General features: G+C 69.6%; 19 protein-coding genes. 9 read left to right on the top strand and 10 right to left on the bottom strand.

What is annotated here, in order from left to right; translation table 11 throughout:
* Positions 1-69: 69 nt before the first annotated feature.
* Positions 70-1218: a 4-hydroxyphenylpyruvate dioxygenase gene (gene hppD, locus ABZV77_RS33380; RefSeq protein ID WP_356265123.1), complete on the bottom strand. Its 1149-nt coding sequence runs from the start codon at positions 1216-1218 to the stop codon at positions 70-72.
* Positions 1219-1339: 121 nt separating this feature from the next.
* On the opposite strand from hppD, the gene ABZV77_RS33385 reads away from it, so the two are divergent.
* The 6 genes from ABZV77_RS33385 to ABZV77_RS33410 all read left to right on the top strand — a co-directional run bounded on the left by ABZV77_RS33385 (position 1340) and on the right by ABZV77_RS33410 (position 6408).
* Positions 1340-1810 (top strand): Lrp/AsnC family transcriptional regulator, encoded by a 471-nt coding sequence (locus ABZV77_RS33385; protein ID WP_030794967.1) that lies wholly within the window; start codon positions 1340-1342, stop codon positions 1808-1810.
* 59 nt (positions 1811-1869) lie between these two features.
* Positions 1870-2517, top strand: coding sequence for an ABC transporter permease (locus ABZV77_RS33390; protein ID WP_356265210.1), 648 nt, complete (start codon positions 1870-1872; stop codon positions 2515-2517).
* Positions 2510-3808, top strand: coding sequence for a betaine/proline/choline family ABC transporter ATP-binding protein (locus ABZV77_RS33395; RefSeq protein WP_356265126.1), 1299 nt, complete (start codon positions 2510-2512; stop codon positions 3806-3808). The genes ABZV77_RS33390 and ABZV77_RS33395 overlap by 8 nt, the downstream gene beginning before the upstream one ends.
* Before the next feature lie 122 nt (positions 3809-3930).
* Positions 3931-4707 carry an ABC transporter permease gene (locus tag ABZV77_RS33400; RefSeq protein ID WP_356265213.1) on the top strand — a complete coding sequence of 259 codons (777 nt, stop codon included), beginning with the start codon at positions 3931-3933 and terminating at the stop codon, positions 4705-4707.
* A complete protein-coding gene (locus ABZV77_RS33405) occupies positions 4704-5690 on the top strand; it encodes a glycine betaine ABC transporter substrate-binding protein (protein ID WP_356265129.1) in 987 nt (328 codons plus the stop codon). The genes ABZV77_RS33400 and ABZV77_RS33405 overlap by 4 nt, the downstream gene beginning before the upstream one ends.
* Positions 5691-5793: 103 nt before the next feature.
* A complete protein-coding gene (locus tag ABZV77_RS33410; RefSeq protein WP_356265132.1) occupies positions 5794-6408 on the top strand; it encodes a helix-turn-helix domain-containing protein in 615 nt (204 codons plus the stop codon).
* 158 nt (positions 6409-6566) lie between these two features.
* Here ABZV77_RS33410 and ABZV77_RS33415 read toward each other — a convergent pair whose 3' ends face one another.
* The 6 genes from ABZV77_RS33415 to ABZV77_RS33440 all read right to left on the bottom strand — a co-directional run bounded on the left by ABZV77_RS33415 (position 6567) and on the right by ABZV77_RS33440 (position 13274).
* A complete protein-coding gene (locus ABZV77_RS33415; protein ID WP_356265134.1) occupies positions 6567-7373 on the bottom strand; it encodes a S16 family serine protease in 807 nt (268 codons plus the stop codon).
* A gap of 119 nt (positions 7374-7492) precedes the next feature.
* The gene (locus ABZV77_RS33420; RefSeq protein ID WP_356265137.1) at positions 7493-8134 is read right to left on the bottom strand and encodes a helix-turn-helix domain-containing protein; all 642 of its coding nucleotides are present in this window, start codon (positions 8132-8134) and stop codon (positions 7493-7495) included.
* Positions 8135-8472: 338 nt separating this feature from the next.
* Positions 8473-10272: a DEAD/DEAH box helicase gene (locus tag ABZV77_RS33425; protein WP_356265139.1), complete on the bottom strand. Its 1800-nt coding sequence runs from the start codon at positions 10270-10272 to the stop codon at positions 8473-8475.
* A 247-nt stretch (positions 10273-10519) separates the two neighbouring features.
* Entirely contained in the window at positions 10520-12073 is a 1554-nt protein-coding gene (locus ABZV77_RS33430; protein WP_356265142.1) for an MFS transporter, read from the bottom strand.
* Positions 12074-12153: 80 nt separating this feature from the next.
* Positions 12154-12426 carry a DUF397 domain-containing protein gene (locus ABZV77_RS33435; RefSeq protein WP_356265144.1) on the bottom strand — a complete coding sequence of 91 codons (273 nt, stop codon included), beginning with the start codon at positions 12424-12426 and terminating at the stop codon, positions 12154-12156.
* Positions 12423-13274, bottom strand: a complete 852-nt coding sequence (locus ABZV77_RS33440; protein WP_356265147.1) for a helix-turn-helix transcriptional regulator — start codon at positions 13272-13274, stop codon at positions 12423-12425. Before ABZV77_RS33440 ends, ABZV77_RS33435 begins: the two co-directional genes overlap by 4 nt.
* Before the next feature lie 157 nt (positions 13275-13431).
* Between ABZV77_RS33440 and ABZV77_RS33445 the strand changes: the two genes are divergently transcribed.
* Positions 13432-13878, top strand: a complete 447-nt coding sequence (locus tag ABZV77_RS33445) for an ATP-binding protein (RefSeq protein ID WP_356265150.1) — start codon at positions 13432-13434, stop codon at positions 13876-13878.
* A gap of 1433 nt (positions 13879-15311) precedes the next feature.
* Here ABZV77_RS33445 and ABZV77_RS33450 read toward each other — a convergent pair.
* Positions 15312-16325 (bottom strand): NADP-dependent oxidoreductase, encoded by a 1014-nt coding sequence (locus ABZV77_RS33450; RefSeq protein ID WP_356265216.1) that lies wholly within the window; start codon positions 16323-16325, stop codon positions 15312-15314.
* 162 nt (positions 16326-16487) lie between these two features.
* Here ABZV77_RS33450 and ABZV77_RS33455 point away from each other — a divergent pair, with 162 nt between their 5' ends.
* Complete coding sequence (locus ABZV77_RS33455) at positions 16488-17048, top strand: TetR/AcrR family transcriptional regulator (RefSeq protein WP_356265152.1); 561 nt, start codon at positions 16488-16490, stop codon at positions 17046-17048.
* Here ABZV77_RS33455 and ABZV77_RS33460 read toward each other — a convergent pair.
* Both ABZV77_RS33460 and ABZV77_RS33465 read right to left on the bottom strand, forming a co-directional pair.
* A complete protein-coding gene (locus ABZV77_RS33460; protein WP_356265155.1) occupies positions 17035-17583 on the bottom strand; it encodes a DinB family protein in 549 nt (182 codons plus the stop codon). The genes ABZV77_RS33455 and ABZV77_RS33460 overlap by 14 nt on opposite strands.
* A 116-nt stretch (positions 17584-17699) precedes the next feature.
* Positions 17700-18758 carry a bifunctional NAD(P)H-dependent oxidoreductase/GNAT family N-acetyltransferase gene (locus ABZV77_RS33465; protein ID WP_356265158.1) on the bottom strand — a complete coding sequence of 353 codons (1059 nt, stop codon included), beginning with the start codon at positions 18756-18758 and terminating at the stop codon, positions 17700-17702.
* A 30-nt stretch (positions 18759-18788) separates the two neighbouring features.
* Between ABZV77_RS33465 and ABZV77_RS33470 the strand changes: the two genes are divergently transcribed.
* Positions 18789-19292, top strand: coding sequence for a MarR family transcriptional regulator (locus tag ABZV77_RS33470; protein ID WP_356265161.1), 504 nt, complete (start codon positions 18789-18791; stop codon positions 19290-19292).
* Positions 19293-19615: the final 323 nt, after the last annotated feature.

The following is a 19615-nucleotide window of genomic DNA, read 5'->3' on the forward strand; positions in this document are numbered from 1 at the left end:
GGTCGGCTGCGGGTTCGTCGTGGCTTGTCGCGCAGTTCCCCGCGCCCCTTGCGGGGCGCGGGACGGCACCTAGAGGTTGCCGCGCTTCTCCTGCTCGCGCTCGATCGCCTCGAAGAGCGCCTTGAAGTTGCCCTTGCCGAAGCCCATCGAGCCGTGCCGCTCGATCATCTCGAAGAAGACGGTCGGGCGGTCCTGGACCGGCTTGGTGAAGATCTGCAGCAGATAGCCGTCCTCGTCGCGGTCGACGAGGATCTTCAGCTCGCGCAGGGTCTCGACGGGTACGCGCGTCTCGCCCGCCCACTCGCCGAGGGTGTCGTAGTACGAGTCGGGGGTGTCCAGGAACTGGACGCCCGCGGCACGCATCGTGCGTACGGACTCCACGATGTCGTTCGTGGCAAGCGCGATGTGCTGGACGCCCGCGCCGCCGTAGAACTCCAGGTACTCGTCGATCTGCGACTTCTTCTTGGCGATGGCGGGCTCGTTGATGGGGAACTTCACCTTGAGGGTGCCGTCCGCCACCACCTTCGACATCAGCGCGCTGTACTCGGTCGCGATGTCGTCGCCCACGAACTCCTTCATGTTCGTGAAGCCCATGACCTTGTTGTAGAAGCCGACCCAGTCGTTCATCTTGCCGAGCTCGACATTGCCGACACAGTGGTCGATCGCCTGGAAGGTCCGCTTGGCCGGGGGCTCGACTATCGGGTTCGCGGGCCCGAAACCGGGCAGATACGGCCCGTCGTAGTCGGTGCGCTCCACCAGGGTGTGGCGGGTCTTGCCGTACGTGGCGATGGCGGCGAGGACGACCTTGCCGTTCTCGTCCTTGACCTCGTAGGGCTCCGTGATGCCCCGTGCGCCCTGCTCGACGGCGTAGGCGTACGCGGCACGCGCGTCCGGCACCTCGATGGCGAGGTCGACGACGCCGTCGCCGTGCTCGGCCACGTGGGAGGTGAGGAAGTGGCCCCAGTCCGTGGAGGGCTTGATGACGGAGGTGAAGACGAAGCGCGCACCGCCGTTCGTGAGGACGTAACTCGCGGTCTCGCGGCTGCCGTTCTCCGGTCCGGAGTAGGCGACCAGCTTCATGCCGAAGGCCGTGGAGTAGTAGTGCGCAGCCTGCTTGGCGTTGCCCACGGCGAAGACGACCGCGTCCATTCCCTTGACCGGGAAGGGGTCGGCCTCGCGCGCGGTGTCGGGTGTGGTGTGGGTGGTGGTCTCAGTCATGGTGTGAGGCTCCCGCTGAACCACAAGGTGCGCAATAGTTCTGGTTTTCAGTGGTCAATCTGCTCAGTGGGTGGTCAGGATGGGCGGGCTATCTGTACATCATGACCACCATGGAGGCGTCATGGCGATCGATCATCTGGACGGCAGACTCATCGTGCTCCTGGCGCGGGAGCCGCGTATCGGGGTTCTTGAGGCGTCCCGCAGGCTCGGCGTGGCGCGCGGCACGGTGCAGGCGCGGATGGACCGGCTTCAGTCCAATGGAGTCATCCGCGGCTTCGGCCCGGAGGTCGATCCCGCGGCGCTCGGCTACCCCGTGACGGCCTTCGCGACGCTGGAGATCAAACAGGGTCAGGGGGCCGATGTACGGGCCCATTTGGCGACCGTCGCCGAAGTGCTTGAACTGCACACCATCACGGGTCACGGCGATATGCTCTGCCGCCTCGTGGCCCGGTCGAACGCGGATCTCCAACGTGTGATCGACCGGGTCGTGGGCTTTGATGGCATCGTCCGGGCTTCCACGGCGATCGTCATGGAAAACCCCGTTCCGCTGCGGATCATCCCGCTGGTGGAGCAGGCGTCCGAAGACCCCTGAGTCACCGACCCGAGTCACCGACTAGTGAGTACCTTCGAAAAGGCGAGGTGAGCACTTCAGTGAATTTCTGGGACTACCTCGGCAACCGCCACCAGCAACTGCTGGCGGACGCTTTTCAGCATGCGAGCGCCGTCTTCCAGTGCATGGTCGTCGCCACCCTCATCGGCGTACTGATCGGCGTCCTCACGTACCGCAGCGAATGGGCGGGCAACCTCGCCACGACCACCACGTCCACCATCCTCACCGTGCCGTCCCTCGCCATGATCGGTCTGCTGATCCCGATCGTCGGGCTCGGCGTCGCGCCGACCGTCATCGCGCTGACCCTGTACGGGCTCCTGCCGATCGTGCGCAACGCCATCGTCGGGCTGCGGGGCGTGGACCCTTCGCTGATCGACGCCGCCAAGGGCATCGGGATGTCGCGGCTCGCCCGTCTCTTCAGGGTGGAGCTGCCGATCGCCTGGCCGCCCATCCTGACCGGCATCCGCGTCTCCACCCAGATGCTGATGGGCATCGCGGCCATCGCCGCGTACGCGTCCGGTCCCGGGCTCGGCAACGAGATCTTCCGCGGGATCGGCTCGCTCGGCAGCAAGAACGCGCTCAACCAGGTGCTCGCGGGCACGCTCGGGATCGTCGTCCTGGCGCTGCTCTTCGATGCCGCGTACGTCCTGATCGGCAGGCTGACCATCCCGAGGGGGATCCGTGTCTGAGACCACCGCCAGCGAGAGCGCACCGAACGAGGGTGCGACGGCCGAGGGCGCCGGGCGGGCCGCCACGACCTCCGGAGCGACGATCGAGCTGGAGAACCTCACCAAGCGCTATTCGGGCAGCAGCGAACCCGCCGTGGACAGCGTGAACATGGAGATCAAGGCGGGCGAGATCGTCATCTTCGTGGGCCCCTCCGGCTGCGGGAAGTCGACCACCCTGAAGATGATCAACCGGCTGATCGAGCCGACCGGCGGCCGCATCCGCATCAACGGCGAGGACGTCACCGACATCGACCCGGTGAAGCTGCGCCGCAAGGTCGGGTACGCGATCCAGTCCTCCGGCCTCTTCCCGCACATGACCGTCGCGCAGAACATCGCGCTCGTGCCGAAGATGGTCGGCTGGGGCAAGTCGAAGATCAAGTCACGGGTCGAGGAGATGCTCGACCTGGTGGGGCTCGACCCCGCCGAGTTCCACGGCCGCTATCCGCGCCAGCTCTCCGGCGGCCAGCAGCAACGCGTGGGCGTGGCACGGGCGTTGGCGGCCGACCCGCCGGTCCTCCTGATGGACGAGCCGTTCGGCGCCGTCGACCCGATCACCCGCGACCACCTCCAGGACGAGCTGATCCGGCTCCAGCACGAGCTGCACAAGACGATCGTCTTCGTCACGCACGACTTCGACGAGGCCATCAAGCTCGGCGACCGCATCGCCGTGCTGCGGGAGCGCTCGCACATCGCGCAGTTCGACACCCCGGAAGCCATCCTCACCAACCCCGCCGACGACTTCGTGTCGGGCTTCGTGGGCGCGGGCGCGGCCCTCAAGCGCCTCAACCTCACCCGCGTACGCGACGTGGAGATCGCCGACATCCCGACGGTGACCGTCGACGACCCACTGCAGGACATCTTCGACAAGCTGCGCCGCGGCGGCACCAACGAGCTGCTCCTGCTCGACAAGCGCGGCCGCCCCTACAAGTGGCTGCGCCGCGGCGACCTGACGCTCGCCAAGGGCTCGCTGGCCCGCGCGGGCACCCTCGTGCACGACACGGTGACCCGCGACGCCACCCTGCGCGACGCGCTGGAGGCCGTCCTCACGGACAACGCGGGCCGGGTCGCGGTGACCGGGCGGCGCGGCGAGTACACGGGCGTCGTCGACATGGAGACGCTGATGAACTCCGTCCACGAGATGCTGGAGGCGGACCGCCTCGAAGCCGTGGAGCACCAGCACGAACTGGAGGAGCAGCGCGCCCGGCAGACCCATGACGCGCAGGAGGGTCTCGGCGGGGAGGCGAGCGCGTGACAGGCACCTCCGGGGGCACGCCCCGGATCCCGGACCGCAAACCGTCCCCGAAGCAGGCGTCGCGACCGCGCGGCGAGCACGACGTCAAGGGGCTCGCCTTCCGCGACGAGGGCGAGGCCGAGCTGGAGGCCCCGCCCGCGCTGGTGGTCGCGAAGCCGCCGCGCCGGGTCACCTGGCAGAAGCTGACCTTCCTGCCCGCCGTGCTCGCGGTGGTCCTGCTGGCGACCTGGTGGTGGTTCCAGCAGGCCGACCTCGACTCGATCTCCAAGAACGCGCTGGCGAACGGGAACGTCTGGCTCAGGCTGCGCCAGCACATCGAGCTCACGGTGATCTCGACCTTCTTCGTACTGATCATCGCCATCCCGCTCGGCATCCTGCTGACCCGCAAGAAGCTGCGCAAAGGCGCGCCGGTCGCGATGGCCGTGGCCAACATCGGCCAGGCGACCCCCGCGATCGGCCTCCTCGCGCTCCTGGTGATCTGGATGGGCATCGGCGAGAAGGCCGCTCTCATCGGCATCATCATCTACGCCGTCCTGCCGGTCCTCTCGAATACGATCGCGGGCCTGAAGGCGAACGACCCGACCCTGATCGAGGCGGCCCGCGGCATCGGCATGTCACCGCTCGGCGTCCTGGCGAAGGTCGAACTCCCCCTGGCCGTACCGCTGATCCTCGCGGGCGTCCGCACGGCGCTCGTCCTGAACGTCGGCACGGCGACGCTCGCCACGTTCGGCGGTGGCGGCGGCCTCGGCGACCTGATCACGACGGGCATGACCAACCAGCGCATGCCGGTCCTCATGCTCGGCTCGATCCTGACGATCGCGCTGGCGCTCCTGGTGGACTGGCTGGCCTCGCTGGCCGAACTGTTCATGCGCCCCAGGGGCCTGGAGGTGGAGGCATGAGAAGCTCCGGGATCACCTGGATCACCGCACGCACGACCGTGGTCGCCGTCCTGGGCGGCGCGCTGCTCGCGGCCTGCGGGCTCACCAGCGGCAGCCCGATGGTGGACGACGTCAAGCCCGGTTCCATCGGCAAGGGCCTGCCCCTGAAGGGCGCCGATCTGACGGTCACCTCCAAGGAGTTCACTGAGCAGCTCATCCTGGGCGCGATCATGGGCATCGCGTTCGAGGCGGCGGGCGCGGACGTGCTCGACCGCACGGGCATCCAGGGCTCGATCGGCGCGCGCGAGGCCGTGAAGGGCGGCGACGCGGACGCCATGTACGAGTACACGGGCACGGCCTGGATCACGTACCAGGGCAACTCCAAGCCGATCACCGACCCGCAGAAGCAGTGGCAGGCGGTGCGCGACGCGGACCTGAAGAACGGCATCACCTGGCTCGACCCGGCCACGCTCAACAACACCTACGCCCTGGCGATGAACCAGAAGAACGCGGCGAAGTACAAGACGAAGACGCTCTCCGAGGTGGCGGCCCTGTCGAAGTCGGACCCGAAGGCCGTATCGCTCTGTGTGGAGAGCGAGTTCGCGTCGCGGGAGGACGGGCTGCCCGGCATGCAGAAGAAGTACGGGATGAAGATCCCCTCCTCCAGCATCACCAAGATGGACACGGGAATCATCTACACCCAGGCCGCCAAGGGGACGTGCACGTACGGCGAGGTCTTCACGACCGACGGCCGTATCAAGGCGATGAACCTGACGACGATGGAGGACGACAAGCACTTCTTCCCCAACTACAACGTCGCCCCGGAGATCAACAGCAAGTCGCTGAAGGAGCACCCGGAGATGGCGGAGGTCCTGGCCCCCATCACGAAGAAGCTGAACAACAAGGTGGCGCGGGACCTCAACTCGAAGGTGGACGTGGACGGCCAGGACCCGCACGAGGTGGCGAAGGACTGGCTGATCCAGGAGGGCTTCGTGAAGGAGTAGCGGCAACTGCCGTCTCGCTCCCGACAGTTACAAAGAATCTGATGCAAAGACTCCGTTGCAAAAACCGTTGCAACGGAGTCTTTGCATGTCTACGCTGCCGAGCATGACGGATGACGACCGGCCCGTTCCGCCCCCTCGTAACGTCCACCACCTGAACCCGCGCTCACTGCGCGGACTCGCACACCCGCTCCGCATGCGCCTGCTCTCCTCCCTGCGCCTCGACGGCCCCGCCACGGCATCCCAACTCGCCGCCCGGCTCGGCGAGTCGAGCGGCGCGACCAGCTACCACCTGCGCCAGCTCGCGGAGTACGGATTCGTCGAGGACGACCCGGACCGCGGCAAGGGCAGGGAGCGGTGGTGGCGCTCCGCCCACCAGGGCACGCGCACCGACGAGGAGCTGATCCGGGACCCGAGCCCGGAGGTGCAGGGCGCGCTCAGCACGCTCCTGTACGAGTACGCGGCACAGCGCACCCAGGAGGTGAACACCTGGATCGCGACGCGGCACGAGTGGCCGCAGGTGTGGGACGAGGCCGCGGACACCAGCGACTACACCTTGACCCTGTCTCCGGAGCAGGCGTCCGAGCTGAGCCACAAGGTCAGCGCACTCATGGAGAGCTACCGCGATTCGCCCCCGCCCGAGGGCACCCCGGACGTGGCCAAGGTGCGCGTCCACTCCCACATCTTCCCGACCCGGCCGACCCCGGCCGACGGCACCTGAGAGGACCGGTCCCATGCATCCCGACGTGCATTTGATGCTGCACAGCGAGCGAGCCGAGAGATTACGCCGCGCGGTCCGCCCCCGGCACCCGAAGCCCCAGAACCACCATCTCCGCACTCAACTCGGCTGGCGCCTGGTCGAATTGGGCCTGCGCCTCGTCAGCAGCTCGGGACCTTCCCGCCCTTTTCCAGCGCCCGCAGCGCGTCGACCGTTCCCTTCAGCGTCGTGACCGGCACCAGCCGCAGCCCGTCCGGCAGCTCGGCCTGAGCGTCCGAGCACTCGTCCTTCGGTACGAGGAAGACGGTCGCGCCGTCGCGCCGCGCGCCCTGCGTCTTCATGGACACGCCGCCGACCGGGCCGACCTTGCCGTCGGCCTCGATCGTGCCGGTGCCCGCGATCTTGCGGCCGCCCGTGAGGTCACCACCGCTGCCGTCGCCGTCGAGCTTGTCGATGATCCCGAGCGAGAGGAAGAGCCCGGCGCTCGGCCCGCCGATCTTGCCGAGGTCGGCCTTGACCTTCACCTTGTCGGTGTCGTCGACCCCGTTCGCCTTCAGATAGTTCAGCGCCGCGTCCGTGGCGTCGTCCTGTGACTGCTTCATGTCGCCAAGGTTGTGCTTCTCGACTTCCTTGACGTTGTCGCCGACGGGGTAGACGGAGTCCTTCGGCATCACGGCGCGGTCGCTCCGGAACCATCCGTCGATCACATCACCGAGGTACACGTCCATCTCCGGCCCCGTGGCGACGATGGTGGTCATCCGCAGCTCACCGTGCGTCGTGCGGGTCGGCACGCCGCTGACCGTCAGGACGGGCTTCCCCTCGTGCTTCCCGAGCACGTTCGCCGTCCCCCCGGGCTGAGCCACCGCGAACGGCAGCGGCGCGAGCCCGGCCACGGCGAGCAGAGCCACGACGGGCAGGGCGCAGACGGCGAGGGCCTGGGGGCGCGTAAGACGAGAGAGCGAGAACACGGAATCAATCTAACGTGAGCCACGGTCCAACGGTTTCCCAGGCCGTCCGGCGCAGGACGCGGTTTCAGCCCGTCCGGCGTTTGAGGACGAGCGACGGCGACGCAGCCGGGCGAAAGACCTCAGCGCAACGCGTCAGCGACTTCGCGCGCCGCATCCACGACCCTCGGCCCCACCCGCTCCGGCACGGAATCCGCCAGCATGACGACCCCCACACTGCCCTCCAGACCCGTCACGCCCACCAGCGGGGCCGCCGCGCCGCTCGCGCCCGCCTCCAGCTCGCCGTGGGTCAGCGCATAGCCGGGGTCGGTGATCAGGCTCTGCCTGGCCGCGAGGATCGCGCGGCCCGCCGCGCCCCGGTCCAGCGGGTGCCGGAAGCCCGTGCGGTACGCGACGTGGTAGTCCGTCCACGTCGGCTCGACCACCGCGACCGCGAGGGCCTCCGAGCCGTCGACGAGCGTGAGGTGGGCCGTCGCCCCTATGTCCTCCGCCAGCGAGCGCAGCGCGGGCAGCGCGGCCTCGCGCACCAGCGGGTGCACCTGCCGCCCGAGCCGCAGCACGCCGAGGCCGACGCGGGCCCGGCCGCCCAGGTCGCGTCGGACGAGGGCGTGCTGTTCGAGCGTGGCGAGCAGGCGGTAGACCACCGTGCGGTTCACGCCGAGCTTGTTGGAGAGCTCGGTGACCGTCAGTCCGTGGTCGGTGTCGGCCAGCAGCTTGAGGACGCGCAGTCCTCGGTCGAGCGTCTGGGAAGTCTCCGCGGTCACGACGCCCACTCCTTAGGTGAGGGTCGGCGGCCCCCCTACGCGGCGGTTGCGTCGCCGGTCCCGTGGGCGACGCGCGTCAGAGGCCGCCGGTCGGAACACCGGCTGCGCTCCGCGGCGGCGCTGCCACGGGGCGTGTGCTTTGCGGGGACATTAGCGAGGCCGTCCCGCTGAGCGGAAGACTTCGTCCAGAATCCGGGCACCGAGGCGCCCCTAGCGCCCCCCATTGCCCCGTTACGGGACGGCCGCCAGGGAGGCCGCACGCACGACCTCCGCACACGACCTCCGCACTCGGAACCCCCGAATCCTTACCCGAAAGTCACTTCAGGAACGGCCGGGCGTCACTTCATCCGGGTGGCCCACTCCTGGACCTTCTCGATGCGCTGGCGCAGCTGCCCCGCCGTGGCCTCCGCGCTCGGCGGCCCCCCGCACGTGCGCCGCAGCTCGGTGTGGATCACGCCGTGCGGCTTCCCGCTCTGATGGACGTACGCGCCGACCATCGTGTTCAGCTGCTTCCTGAGCCCGAGGAGTTCCTTGTGGGAGACGACGGGCCGCCGCTCGGCAGGCAGCTCCAGAAGGTCCGCCTCGTCGTCCGGCTTCTTCTTGCTGTGGGCGATCTGCCGGGCCTGCCGCTTCTGGAGCAGCATCTGCACCTGGTCGGGTTCGAGGAGCCCGGGAATGCCCAGATAGTCCTGCTCCTCCTCGCTCCCCGGGTGCGCCTGCATGCCGAACTCGGCGCCGTCGAAGAGCACGCGGTCGAAGACGGCCTCGGACTCCAGGGCCTCGAAGGAGAACTGCTCCTGCTCCCCGGTGTCCTCGTCCTCCTGCTTGTTCGCCTCGTCCATCTCGGCCTCGGACTCGGCGTAGGGGTCCTCCTCGCCCTCCTTCTTCGGCTTGTCGAGGGCGTGGTCCCGCTCCACCTCCATCTCGTTGGCGAAGGTGAGCAGGTCGGGGACGGTGGGCAGGAAGACCGACGCGGTCTCGCCGCGCCGCCTGGACCGCACGAAACGGCCGACGGCCTGTGCGAAGAAGAGCGGCGTGGAGATCGTCGTCGCGTACACACCCACCGCGAGACGCGGCACGTCGACGCCTTCGGACACCATGCGGACCGCGACCATCCACCGGTCGGTACTGGCGCTGAAGTCGTCGATGCGGTTGGAGGCGCCGGTGTCGTCGGAGAGGACGACGGTGGCCTTGGTCCCGGTGATCTCGCGGATCAGCTTGGCGTAGGCGCGCGCGGAGTCCTGGTCGGAGGCGATGACGAGGCCGCCCGCGTCGGGGATGGCCTTCCTGACCTCCGTGAGCCGCTTGTCGGCGGCCTTGAGGACGTTCGGCATCCACTCGCCGCGCGCGTCCAGGGCGGTGCGCCACGCCTGCGACACGGCGTCCTTGGTCATCGGCTCGCCGAGCCGCGCCGCAATCTCGTCGCCCGCCTTCGTGCGCCAGCGCATGTTGCCGGAGTACGAGAGGAAGATGACGGGCCGCACGACGCCGTCGCCGAGCGCGCTGCCGTAGCCGTACGTGTAGTCGGCGGAGGAGCGCCGGATGCCGTCGTTCCCCTCCTCGTACTGCACGAACGGGATCGGGTTCGTGTCGGACCGGAACGGCGTACCGGTGAGCGCGAGGCGGCGCGTGGCGGGCTCGAAGGCCTCCAGGCACGCCTCGCCCCACGACTTGCTGTCGCCCGCGTGGTGGATCTCGTCGAGGATCACGAGGGTCTTGCGCTGCTCGGAGCGGTTGCGGTGCAGCATCGGCCGCACGCCGACGCCCGCGTACGTCACGGCGACGCCGTGGTACTCCTTGCTGAGCGGCCCCGCGCTGTACTCGGGGTCCAGTTTGATGCCTATGCGGGCGGCGGCCTCGGCCCACTGCTTCTTCAGGTGCTCGGTGGGCGCGACCACGGTCACCTGCTGCACCACGTGGTGGTGCAGCAGCCAGGACGCGAGCGTGAGTGCGAACGTCGTCTTGCCGGCGCCGGGGGTGGCGACGGCGAGGAAGTCTCGCGGCTGCTCCTGGAGGTACCTCTCCATCGCCCCCTGCTGCCAGGCTCGCAGCTTGTTGGCGGTGCCCCAGGGGGCGCGGCCGGGGAAGGCGGGAGAGAGGTGGTGGGAGGAGTTGGCGGCGGCGCTGGTGGTAGTCACGGTCTCCGGGTTCGCGGGTCGGCGGCACGTATGACAACCGGGCCACCTTACCGGTGATGCGTTGACGTTCCACTGAGGGCGAGGCGGTGACGGGGGCAGGTGCGACGGGTCTCACACGGGGTGCGGCGGGGCGCGGGGGCGGGTGGGTGTGCCGGTGAGCATGTCCCCCTGCACGTCTGCCTGCACATCTGCCTAAAGGCTCCCGTGGCGTGCCCCCGGGGACCCCTGGCGCGTCCCGCGCGTTCGCCTAGCCGTCCGTGCGTACGTCCGTCCGCGCGTCCGTCCGCGCGTCCGGCGCCGCGTCCGACAGCACGTCCATTCGTACGTCCGTCACCACGTCGGTCACCACCAGCCCCGTCTCGTCCGCCGCCGGGACCGGTGCGGCCTCGTCCGGCACCCGCTCGCCCTGCAGCCTGGTCCCCACCCAGGCCCCGGCCAGCGCGACCACGGCCATCGGCACGAAGACGGCGACGAACGCGGCCGGATGCGACCCCGCGACCCCCTCCGCCGCGTCCGCCCCGTGCCCCGCCCCCACCGTGCCGCCGCCCAGCGCGGCGAACGCGGCGCCTCCGGCCGCGAGCAGCAGGACGTTCGAGAGTCCGTCGGAGATCTGCAGCGCGGCCGAGTTCGACCCCGCGTCCTCGGGCGCGGAGAGGCGCAGCAGCAGCACGCTGGTCGAGGCGATCACCATGCCCATGCCGAAGCATCCGAAGCCCCAGGCGACACCGACGACCCACACCGGCACCCCCTCGATCAGCACGGAGGGGGCGGCGAGGATGGAGGCCGCGACGAGCACCATCCCCGAGGCGACGAGCCGCGACCGGTAGGGCTCCATGCGGGGCCGCGACTGGACGTACGACCCGAGGGCCCAGGTCCCGCCGCCCACGGCCAGCGAGAGCCCGGCCATGGTCGGACTGAGCCCGCGCTCCGTGACGAGCATCAGCGGCACGAAGGACTCCGCGGTGATGAACGACCCCGCCGCGACGCCGCGCAGCAGCACGACCGACGGCAGCCCACGCGCCGCCCGGTACGTCCCCTTGGGCAGCAGCCCCAGCACCGCGGGCACGATGACCGCCCCGCCGACCACGGCGGGCAGCAGCGAGAGCCACCGCAGTTCCTGTCCCGCGTACTGGAGCAGCCCCGCCCCCAGCGAGATCCCGAGCGCCAGCCGGATGCGGCGCCGGTCGAACGCGGCGACGGGCGCGTCCGGGTCGACCGGCCCGGACGCCGTCCGCCGTATCGCGGGCAGCGCGAGCGCGAGCGGCGCGAGCACGAGGACGGGGATGCCGACGAAGACCCACCGCCAGCCGAGGTGCTCGGTGACCGTGCCGGAGATCAGCGGACCGACCACGGACGGCACGACCCAGCTCGCCGCGAACGCCGCCATGATCGACGCCCTCAGGTGCTCGGGGTAGGCCCGGCTGACGATCACGTACAGCCCGACGATGACCAGTCCGCCGCCGAGCCCCTGTACGGCCCGCCCCGCGATGAACAGCCACATCGTCCCGGCGGTCCCGCTCAGCAGCAGCCCCGCGGCGAACAGCGCGATGCCGGTGGCGAGCGGTCCGAGCGGCCCTCGCCGATCCGCCCACTGGCCGCTGAGCACCATGCCGAAGAGGCTCGTGGTGAAGTACCCGGAGAAGGCGAAGGCGTACAGGGACACGCCGTCGAGCTCCCGGGCGGCAACCGGCATCGCCGTCCCGACGGCGGTCGCCTCGAAGGCGATCAGCAGCACGACGGAGACGATGCCGATGCTCAGGGCGCGGTAGGGCTTGCTCAGTACGCCGCCGGTGTCAGTCATGCACGCCAGCGTAAGAGGCGTCTGCCAGTTTTACCCCTGTCCCGGGGCGGGGCCCTGCTCGTTCCTTGGTCGTACGCCTCTCAGCCGCGCGAGGCGTACGTGATGAAGGCGGACCAGGAGGAGGGGGTGAGGGTGAGGTGGGGGGCGCGGGGGGTCTTGGAGTCGCGGATGTGGATGGTTTGGGGGGTGGCGGCTATCTCTACGCAGTCGTTGCCGTCGCCGCTGCTGCTGTAGCTGCTCTTCTGCCACTGCAGGGCGATCTCTACGCAGTCGCCGGACTCGTTGCTGTCGCTGTAGCGGCTCTTGAACCACGTCAGCTCGGCACTCTCACCAGCTGAGGGCTTGCGGATCATGTTTCTCCCAGCAGTTGCTCGATGAAGGCCAGCGACGCCCGTGGCGTGAACGCCTCGGCCCGGATCATCCCATAGCGCAACTCAAGGATCCTGAGCTGCTTCGGTTCGGAGACCGGGCGCCCGCTGTACGCGCCTTCGGAACGCCCCACCGCTGAGCCGTCGGGGAACTTCAACACCTCGATCAGCCCACCAGTACCGGGGTGCTCCTCGCAGTTGGTCGGCATCACTTGAATCGACACGTTCCGCAACTGCCCTACTTCGAGAAGGCGTTCGAGTTGTCGTCGCCAAACCATTGTGCCCCCGACAGGGCGCCTTAGCGTGACCTCCTCCTGGACGAAGCTCAGCGCCGGGATGGGATCCCGCTGAAAAATGGCACGCCGCTCCATCCGAGCAGCCACCATGCCGTCCATCTCATCCGCGGAATAGGCGGGCAACCATCCGGCGAACAAGGCCCGCATGTGCTCCTCTGTCTGCAGCAACCCATGGATGTTGTGGTTGCTGTAGAGGGAGACCTCCACCGCCCGCCCCTCCAGCTTGGCCAGTTCTCGAACCCTCTTCGGGTACCGGGCCTCCCGCATCTCCTTCTTCATCGCGGAGACGAGCCCCCGAGCATCGACCACCTCGTCGACCTTGTCCAGGTACTCGGGTCGGGGGATCCGCGCCCCACGCTCGATCTTCCGGATGAGGTCTTCCCCGTACCCGATGGCCGCAGCGAACTCCGCAACGCTGAAGCCTGACAGCTCCCGCCGCAACTTCAGATGCTGGCCGACCACCTCGACCACCGAACTGATCTCGTCCTCGGGGTCGACATCCCAACTGGGTTCGTCAATACCGTCGTAGCGCTCCACGTAGCCACCCTTCACCGAACCGTCCAAGCCCAACGCGCACACGTACCCGAACGCCGACCGAGACAGCCGGGACAAGGCGGGACAAAGACCGGACAGACTCCGTACGCACGGCGCGCACCGCTACCCACGCTACGCACGCACCGCCACGCTGAGTGACGTGAACCAAGAAACCACCCGGGCTCAAACCCCCACACCCGTACGTCAGTTCACGATCCTGCTCTCCGCGACGCGAAGAGGCGCGCGACTGGCCCGGCTCCTGACGAGGGAGCAACTGCACAGTTGGGGACACCCGTGCGAGGCGGCGGAGCACGTCGTCGCCGAGCTGGCGAACAACGCCGTGCTGCACGGCCACGTGCCGGGCCGGAGCTTTCGGCTGGGGCTGCTGATCAGCGCAGCGAACACGCTGCGTATCGAAGTGACGGACGCGCGGGCGGACAGGTCACCGCCCCTGCACCCCCGCCGCCCCTCCCCCGAGGCGGAGTCGGGGCGGGGCCTGCTCCTGATCGAGGCACTCGCGGACCGCTGGGGCACGGACCTGGGTCCGCTCCCGCTCCACCCGTGCAAGACGATCTGGGCGGAACTCGACGCGCCGCAAGAGCCTTAGCTGCGACTTCGGTGGGCCGGTGTCTTCGAGGGTTGCCGGGGCCGCCCGGTTTTTTGCGGAGTGTGGCGGTTCCGGGCCGGGAGTAAAGGGCGCTCCCTGCGGTCGCGTCGGCTGCGCCGATTCCGCTTCGCTCCACCCTTGACTCCCGCCCCTACACCGCACGTTGACCATGACCCGGACGGCCAGGGGTGGGGACTTCGGAGTCTCGGGGATGGGTCATCACCTTTCATCGCCGGGTGCGGACCGGCCCAACGGGTGTGGGAGCCACGGTCGGGGCTCGGCCAGCCGCGCGGCCTCGATGGTCGGGCCATCAGCTTGCGCTGCCGGGTGCGGACCGGTCCATCGTGGGCGGGGGTGGTGGTCGATGTGCTGTGCCCGGCCCGGGGGCCGCCCCCTCCGGCACCTAATTTGGGAAAGTTGCGAAGGGGATCGCCGCGCGCCCCCTCAGTAGATCGGATGCGCCCCCTGGCCTGCCACCTTGCTGTGTCGGATTCCGGGAGATGGGTGGCAGGCGCGACGGCGCGCGGGGTGTGGGAAGGGGGCGTGCGCGTGGTCGGTTCGCAACTTTCCCAAAGTAGGTGCCGGGGTGGGGCGAGGGCCGTGTGCCCGAGGGCGCTCCGGCCGTGGCGGGCGCGTGCACGTCGAGGCGGCTGGGCCCGCACCGCCCAGATCGCGAGAGCGACTCACGATGGACCGGTCCGCACCCGGCGATGAGAGCGGCTGACCCGAGCGGCGAGGCCGCACGCCTACCGTGAGGGCGGGCCACGATGGGCCGGTCCGCACCCGGCCGCGCAAGCCGATGACCCGAGCGTCGAGGCCGCACGCCTACGGTGAGGGCGGGCCGCGTTGGGCCGGTCCGCACCCGGCCACGCGAGCCGATGACCCGAGCGTCGAAGCCGCGTGGCTGGCGGAGCCGTGACTGTGGCGGCCGTTCACGATGAGCCGGTCCGCACCCGGCAGCGAGAGGGGATGACCCATCCCAGGGGTCCCCGAAGCCCCCACCCCTGGCCGTCCGGGTCAAAGTCAACGTGCGGTGGAGGGACGGGAGTCAAGGGTGAAGCGAAGCGGAATCGGCGCAGCCGACGCGACGCAGGAGCGCCCTTTACTCCCGGCCCGGAACCGCCACACTCCGCAAAAAACCGGGCGGCCCCGGCAACCATCAAAGACACCGGTCACCCCCGGGTGACGGCGGCGGTACGACCAGGTCAAGGTCAACTTGGCCATCTCCGCGGGAACCTTCCCCCGGAGCGCGGCAGGGGCCCACGCCGAGGCGAGTCGCGGAACGCCAGCGGGGTGTCGCCGGGCCGATACCGGCGAGCGCGAGCTCCTTGGTCAGGGTGAGGGCCACCCCGTCCACAGGGCGTAGATCCCCTCGATCAACCTATGTCCGGGCCGGAGTTCGGGCTACGCATCAAAGGCACACTCAGGTGCCTTCATCGGTCAGACATTGGAGTGAGCACGATCTTGCCCTGGATGTGCCCCCGGGCGGCCCGCTCGTGCGCGGCGCGGGCGTCGGCGAGCGGAAACGTACTGTCGAGCGCGACCCGCACCGTGCCCGCGTCGATCAGGCGGCCCAGTTCGGCGAGTTGCGCACCGCTCGACCGGACCTGGGTGAGCGAGACCGTGATGCCGAGCTCGGCGTTCTCCTCGTCGTCGAACTCGCCGAAGTAGACGGGGTAGAGGGAGCCGCCGCGCTTGAGGGTGCGCAGGAAGCGCCTGCTGTCGGGGCCGCCGACCGCGTCCAGGACGAGATCGACGTCGCGGACGACGTCCTCGGGCCGCTCCTTGGTGTAGTCGATGAACTCGTCGGCGCCGAGCTCCCGCAGGAACGCCTCGTGGGCGCCGGAGGCCACGGCGATGACGCGGGCGCCCTTCCACTTGGCCAGTTGGAGGGCGAGGTGCCCGACGCCGCCCGCGGCGCCGTTGATGAGCACCGTGGTCCCGCTGTCGAGCGCGATCGGGCGGTGCGGGGCGTCCTGGAAGGGCGAGGGGTGGTCGTGCCCGAGCTCGATCAGGAACTGCCACGCGGTCAGCCCGGACATGGGCAGCCCGGCGGCATGCACGTGGTCGACGGTGGTCGGCTTGTGGGCGAGGTCGACCGCGGGAGCGGTGACGTACTCGGCGTACGCGCTGCCCTGGAGGGCCGTGGGGAAGCGCAGCAGGCCGATCACCTCGTCGCCGACCGAGAAGCGGTCGGCATCGGCGCCGGGGCCGAGGGCTGCCACGACGCCCGAGACGTCGGTCCCCGGAATCAGGGGGAGATCGAGCGGGGGCTTGAGCTCGGGAGGCATGTTGAGCAGCCCCTCGCGCACGTACCAGTCGGGAGGGTTGAGACCGGCCGCGTGCACGCGGACGAGCACCTCCCCCGGCCCCGGCTCGGGAACCGGCGCGTCCTCGTACCGCAGGACTTCAGGGCCGCCGAACTCGTGCAGCCGGACAGTCTTCATCGCGTCGGTCGCCGTCGTCGCCATCGCTTCTCTCCTGCTCACGCTGCGGGATACGCTTATCCGTACCAGCGATCCACATAACCGGACCACTGATCCGAATATATGGATCAGTGGTCCGGATAGTCAAGCAATAGGCACCGAGCAAGAGGGCAAGAGGGACAGATGCGGGCCGACGCCAGGAAGAACCGCGACCACCTGCTCGCCGTAGCGGGCACCGCCATCGCCGAGCAGGGCGTCGACGTGGCGCTGCGCGACATCGCACGCAGGGCCGACGTCGGGCTCGCGACGCTGCTGCGGCACTTCCCGACGCGTGAGGCGCTGCTCGACGCGCTGCTCCGCACGGGCTTCGACGAACTGACGGCGAAGGCGTGCGCACTTGAGACGTCGAGTACGCCCGGGGACGCGCTCGTCTCGTGGCTGCGCGACGGGGTCGCGTGGACGACGCACTACCGGGGCGCGACCTCGCTGATGGCGGCCGCCATCGCGGACCCCGAATCCGCGCTCCACGCCTCGTGCGTGGCCCTGCGGGCGGCCGGTGCGCGGCTCCTCGCCCGCGCCCAGGCGGCGGGCGTGGCGCGGGGCGACATCGACGGCGCCGACCTGTTCGCGCTGGTGGCCATGCTCGCCTGGCTCGGCGACCAGCCCGCGCTCGCACCGCGCGCCGATCGCCTCTTCGACGTCGTCTCCGGCGCGGTCCTGACGAGCACGGTCAGGCCATGCTGAGGGCGCCGTCCAGGGACTCGCGGATGATGTCGGCGTGCCCCGCGTGCTGCGCGGTCTCGCCGATGACGTGCAGGAGGGTCCGGCGGGCCGACCACCGCGTGCCGGGCGCCGACCAGGGGGCGTCCGGGAGGGGATGGGACACGTCCAGGCCGGGCAGCCCGCGTACCAACTCATCCGTGCGGGCGGCGACTTCCTCGTAGGTGTCGAGAACACCCTTGAGCGTCTCGCCGGGCAGCATCCGAAACTCTTCCGCCCGCTTGGCCCAGTCTTGGTCGGTCATGTCGGTGACGCCGCCGAGGGCGGCGAGGCCGTCCTTGATGAAGGCGGACCACACCCTCTCCACCGAGGTGACGTGCTTGATGATGCCGCCGAGGCACAGCGCGCTGGCGGTGGTGCGCAGCCCGGCCTGCTCGTCGGTGAGGTCGCGGGTGGTGTGGCGCAGCATGGTCCGGTGCTGGGCCAGGGCCACCAGCAGGTCGGCACGCTCGCCGGTGAGTTCCGTCTCGTCGAGGGTCGTGGTGTCGGTGTGGGACATGGTGGCAACCGCCTTCCGTTGGTACCGCTCCGTCGGACAAGCACACGCTAGAAGGCAACTAGGCCAGTTCTTGGCCTAGTACGTGAGTCCGTGCCCTCTGCGACTTCGGCGGTGTTTTAGGCGGTGAGGTCTTTGCCGAGGCTGACCTCGCCGTTGTCACTCGCCGGGGGGAGGGGGGCGTAGCCCTGCCTTTGGTAGAAGGCCAGGTTCTGGTTGCTGCCGGTGCCGGTGGTCAGCAGCAGACGCTTGCACCCCTGGCCTCGGGTCTCCGCGGTGCGCAGAAGCCAGTGCCCCAGCCCCTGCCCCCGGGCGTCGGGGGCCACGGCCAGGCGTCCGATGTGCAGTTCCTTTCCGTGGCGGAGCGTGCGGACCATGCCGACGAGCCGTCCGTAATGCCAGAGGCCCGTGGCATCCCACTGGGTCAGCCACTCCTGTACCTGGGCAGGCGTTTCGTGCAGTGCCGGGAGATCGAGAGTGTTGTTGGCGATCGCTTCATCGACCCAGCAGCAGCGTTGGAGCACCGTGACGTGCGGCCCGTCCTCGGGGTGCAGGCGTTTCGCGTAGGAGCCGGGCAGGGGGCCCGGCGTCGCGCGGTCGTGTGCACGGAGCGGCGCCAACGCATGGGCGACTCGTGCCAGTTCCGCGAGCAGGCCAACGGCCGCTTCGGCGTGGCGGGCGGCGGGCTGGAAGCTGCCTTGCTGATGAGCGTCGGCGATCCGCAGCGCCACGGTCGCTCCCATCGGAACCAGGCGCAACGTGCTGATCACTTGCTTGGCGTGCTGAACCGCTCGGGTACCGGCCGAGGTGTTGCCGTAGCTGACGAACCCCATGGGCTTCCAGGCCCATTCGGCGCTCAGGTAGTCGAGCGCGTTCTTCAGGGCCGCGGGCATGCCGTAGTTGTACTCCGGCGTCACCACGATGAAGCCGTCGGCCGCCGCGACCGTCTCGCTCCAGCGCCGCGTGTGCTCGTGCTGGTAGACGCCGCTCGACGGATGCTCCTCCTCGTCGAGGAACGGCAGGCGCAGATCGCCGAGTGCTACCGGCACCAGGTCGACGTCGAGTGCGTGCGTGGAGGGCGCCAAGGTCTCGGTGAGCCATGTGCCGACTGCCGGACCGAGCGCATTGGGGCGGGTACTGCAGATGAGGACGAGGACTCGCAGCCGTTTCGTTGACATGGAAACGAAGGTAGGGAGTACTTTGGCTACATGTCAACGAAAAAGCCGAGCTCCGTGAAACGAGAGTCCGGCGTTCCCTGGCTGACAGCCGATGAGGAACGCGCCTGGCGGGCCTACCGGCGGATGACGACCGCGATCCACGCGAACACGGTCCAGGACCTGGCCGAACTCGGTCTGTCCGAGGCTGACTACGAGGTGCTCAGCACCCTGTCCGAGCACGCAGACGGGACCAGAGCTCTGCGCGACCAGGCCGAGAAGATGCAGTGGTCCCGCAGCCGTCTGTCCCGCCACGCCACACGCATGGAGGCCCGTGGGCTCATCCGGCGCGCGCCGGATCCCGACGACGGCCGCGGCTGCCTGCTGACCCTCACCGATGAGGGCCGGGCCACCCTTCACGAAGCCGCCCCGGCCCACCTCGCCTCGGTGCGCCGCCACTTCATCGATCAGCTCGACGCGCAGGACCTCGTCGCACTCAACCGCATCGCCGAAAAGGTCGGCGCTGCGGGTGGCGAGGGAGGCGACGGTCCTGCGTGACCGCGGGGGCTCTCGGGGATGCCGTGCAGCAGCCAGGAGGCCGTACCGGCCAGGGACAGGCGAAGATGCCGCCCGCCACCGGCGGCCTGCCGGTCGCTCCGTTGGCACCGCTCCGTCGGACGAGCACACGCTAGAAGGCAACTCAGCCAGTTCTTGACCTAGTACGTGGTGTGCGCCCTCTGCGACTTCGGTGGGCCTGCGCCGGATGGTCACCGGGGCCGCCCGGTTTTTTGCGGAGTGTGGCGGTTCCGGGCCGGGAGTAAAGGGCGCTCCTGCGTCGCGTCGGCTGCGCCGATTCCGCTGCGCTCCACCCTTGACTCCCG

The organism is Streptomyces sp. NPDC004732 (genome assembly GCF_040609235.1).
Taxonomy (GTDB): domain Bacteria; phylum Actinomycetota; class Actinomycetes; order Streptomycetales; family Streptomycetaceae; genus Streptomyces.

Bases quoted from the DNA above. Each gene is read 5' to 3' on its own strand.
- ABZV77_RS33450 (WP_356265216.1), bottom strand. From the start codon at position 16,325: ATGAAGACTGTCCGGCTGCACGAGTTCGGCGGCCCTGAAGTCCTGCGG.
- ABZV77_RS33455 (WP_356265152.1), top strand. From the start codon at position 16,488: ATGCGGGCCGACGCCAGGAAGAACCGCGACCACCTGCTCGCCGTAGCG.
- ABZV77_RS33405 (WP_356265129.1), top strand. From the start codon at position 4,704: ATGAGAAGCTCCGGGATCACCTGGATCACCGCACGCACGACCGTGGTC.
- ABZV77_RS33430 (WP_356265142.1), bottom strand. From the start codon at position 12,073: ATGACTGACACCGGCGGCGTACTGAGCAAGCCCTACCGCGCCCTGAGC.
- hppD (WP_356265123.1), bottom strand. From the start codon at position 1,218: ATGACTGAGACCACCACCCACACCACACCCGACACCGCGCGCGAGGCC.
- ABZV77_RS33410 (WP_356265132.1), top strand. From the start codon at position 5,794: ATGACGGATGACGACCGGCCCGTTCCGCCCCCTCGTAACGTCCACCAC.
- ABZV77_RS33435 (WP_356265144.1), bottom strand. From the start codon at position 12,426: ATGATCCGCAAGCCCTCAGCTGGTGAGAGTGCCGAGCTGACGTGGTTC.
- ABZV77_RS33470 (WP_356265161.1), top strand. From the start codon at position 18,789: ATGTCAACGAAAAAGCCGAGCTCCGTGAAACGAGAGTCCGGCGTTCCC.
- ABZV77_RS33465 (WP_356265158.1), bottom strand. From the start codon at position 18,758: ATGTCAACGAAACGGCTGCGAGTCCTCGTCCTCATCTGCAGTACCCGC.
- ABZV77_RS33460 (WP_356265155.1), bottom strand. From the start codon at position 17,583: ATGTCCCACACCGACACCACGACCCTCGACGAGACGGAACTCACCGGC.
- ABZV77_RS33385 (WP_030794967.1), top strand. From the start codon at position 1,340: ATGGCGATCGATCATCTGGACGGCAGACTCATCGTGCTCCTGGCGCGG.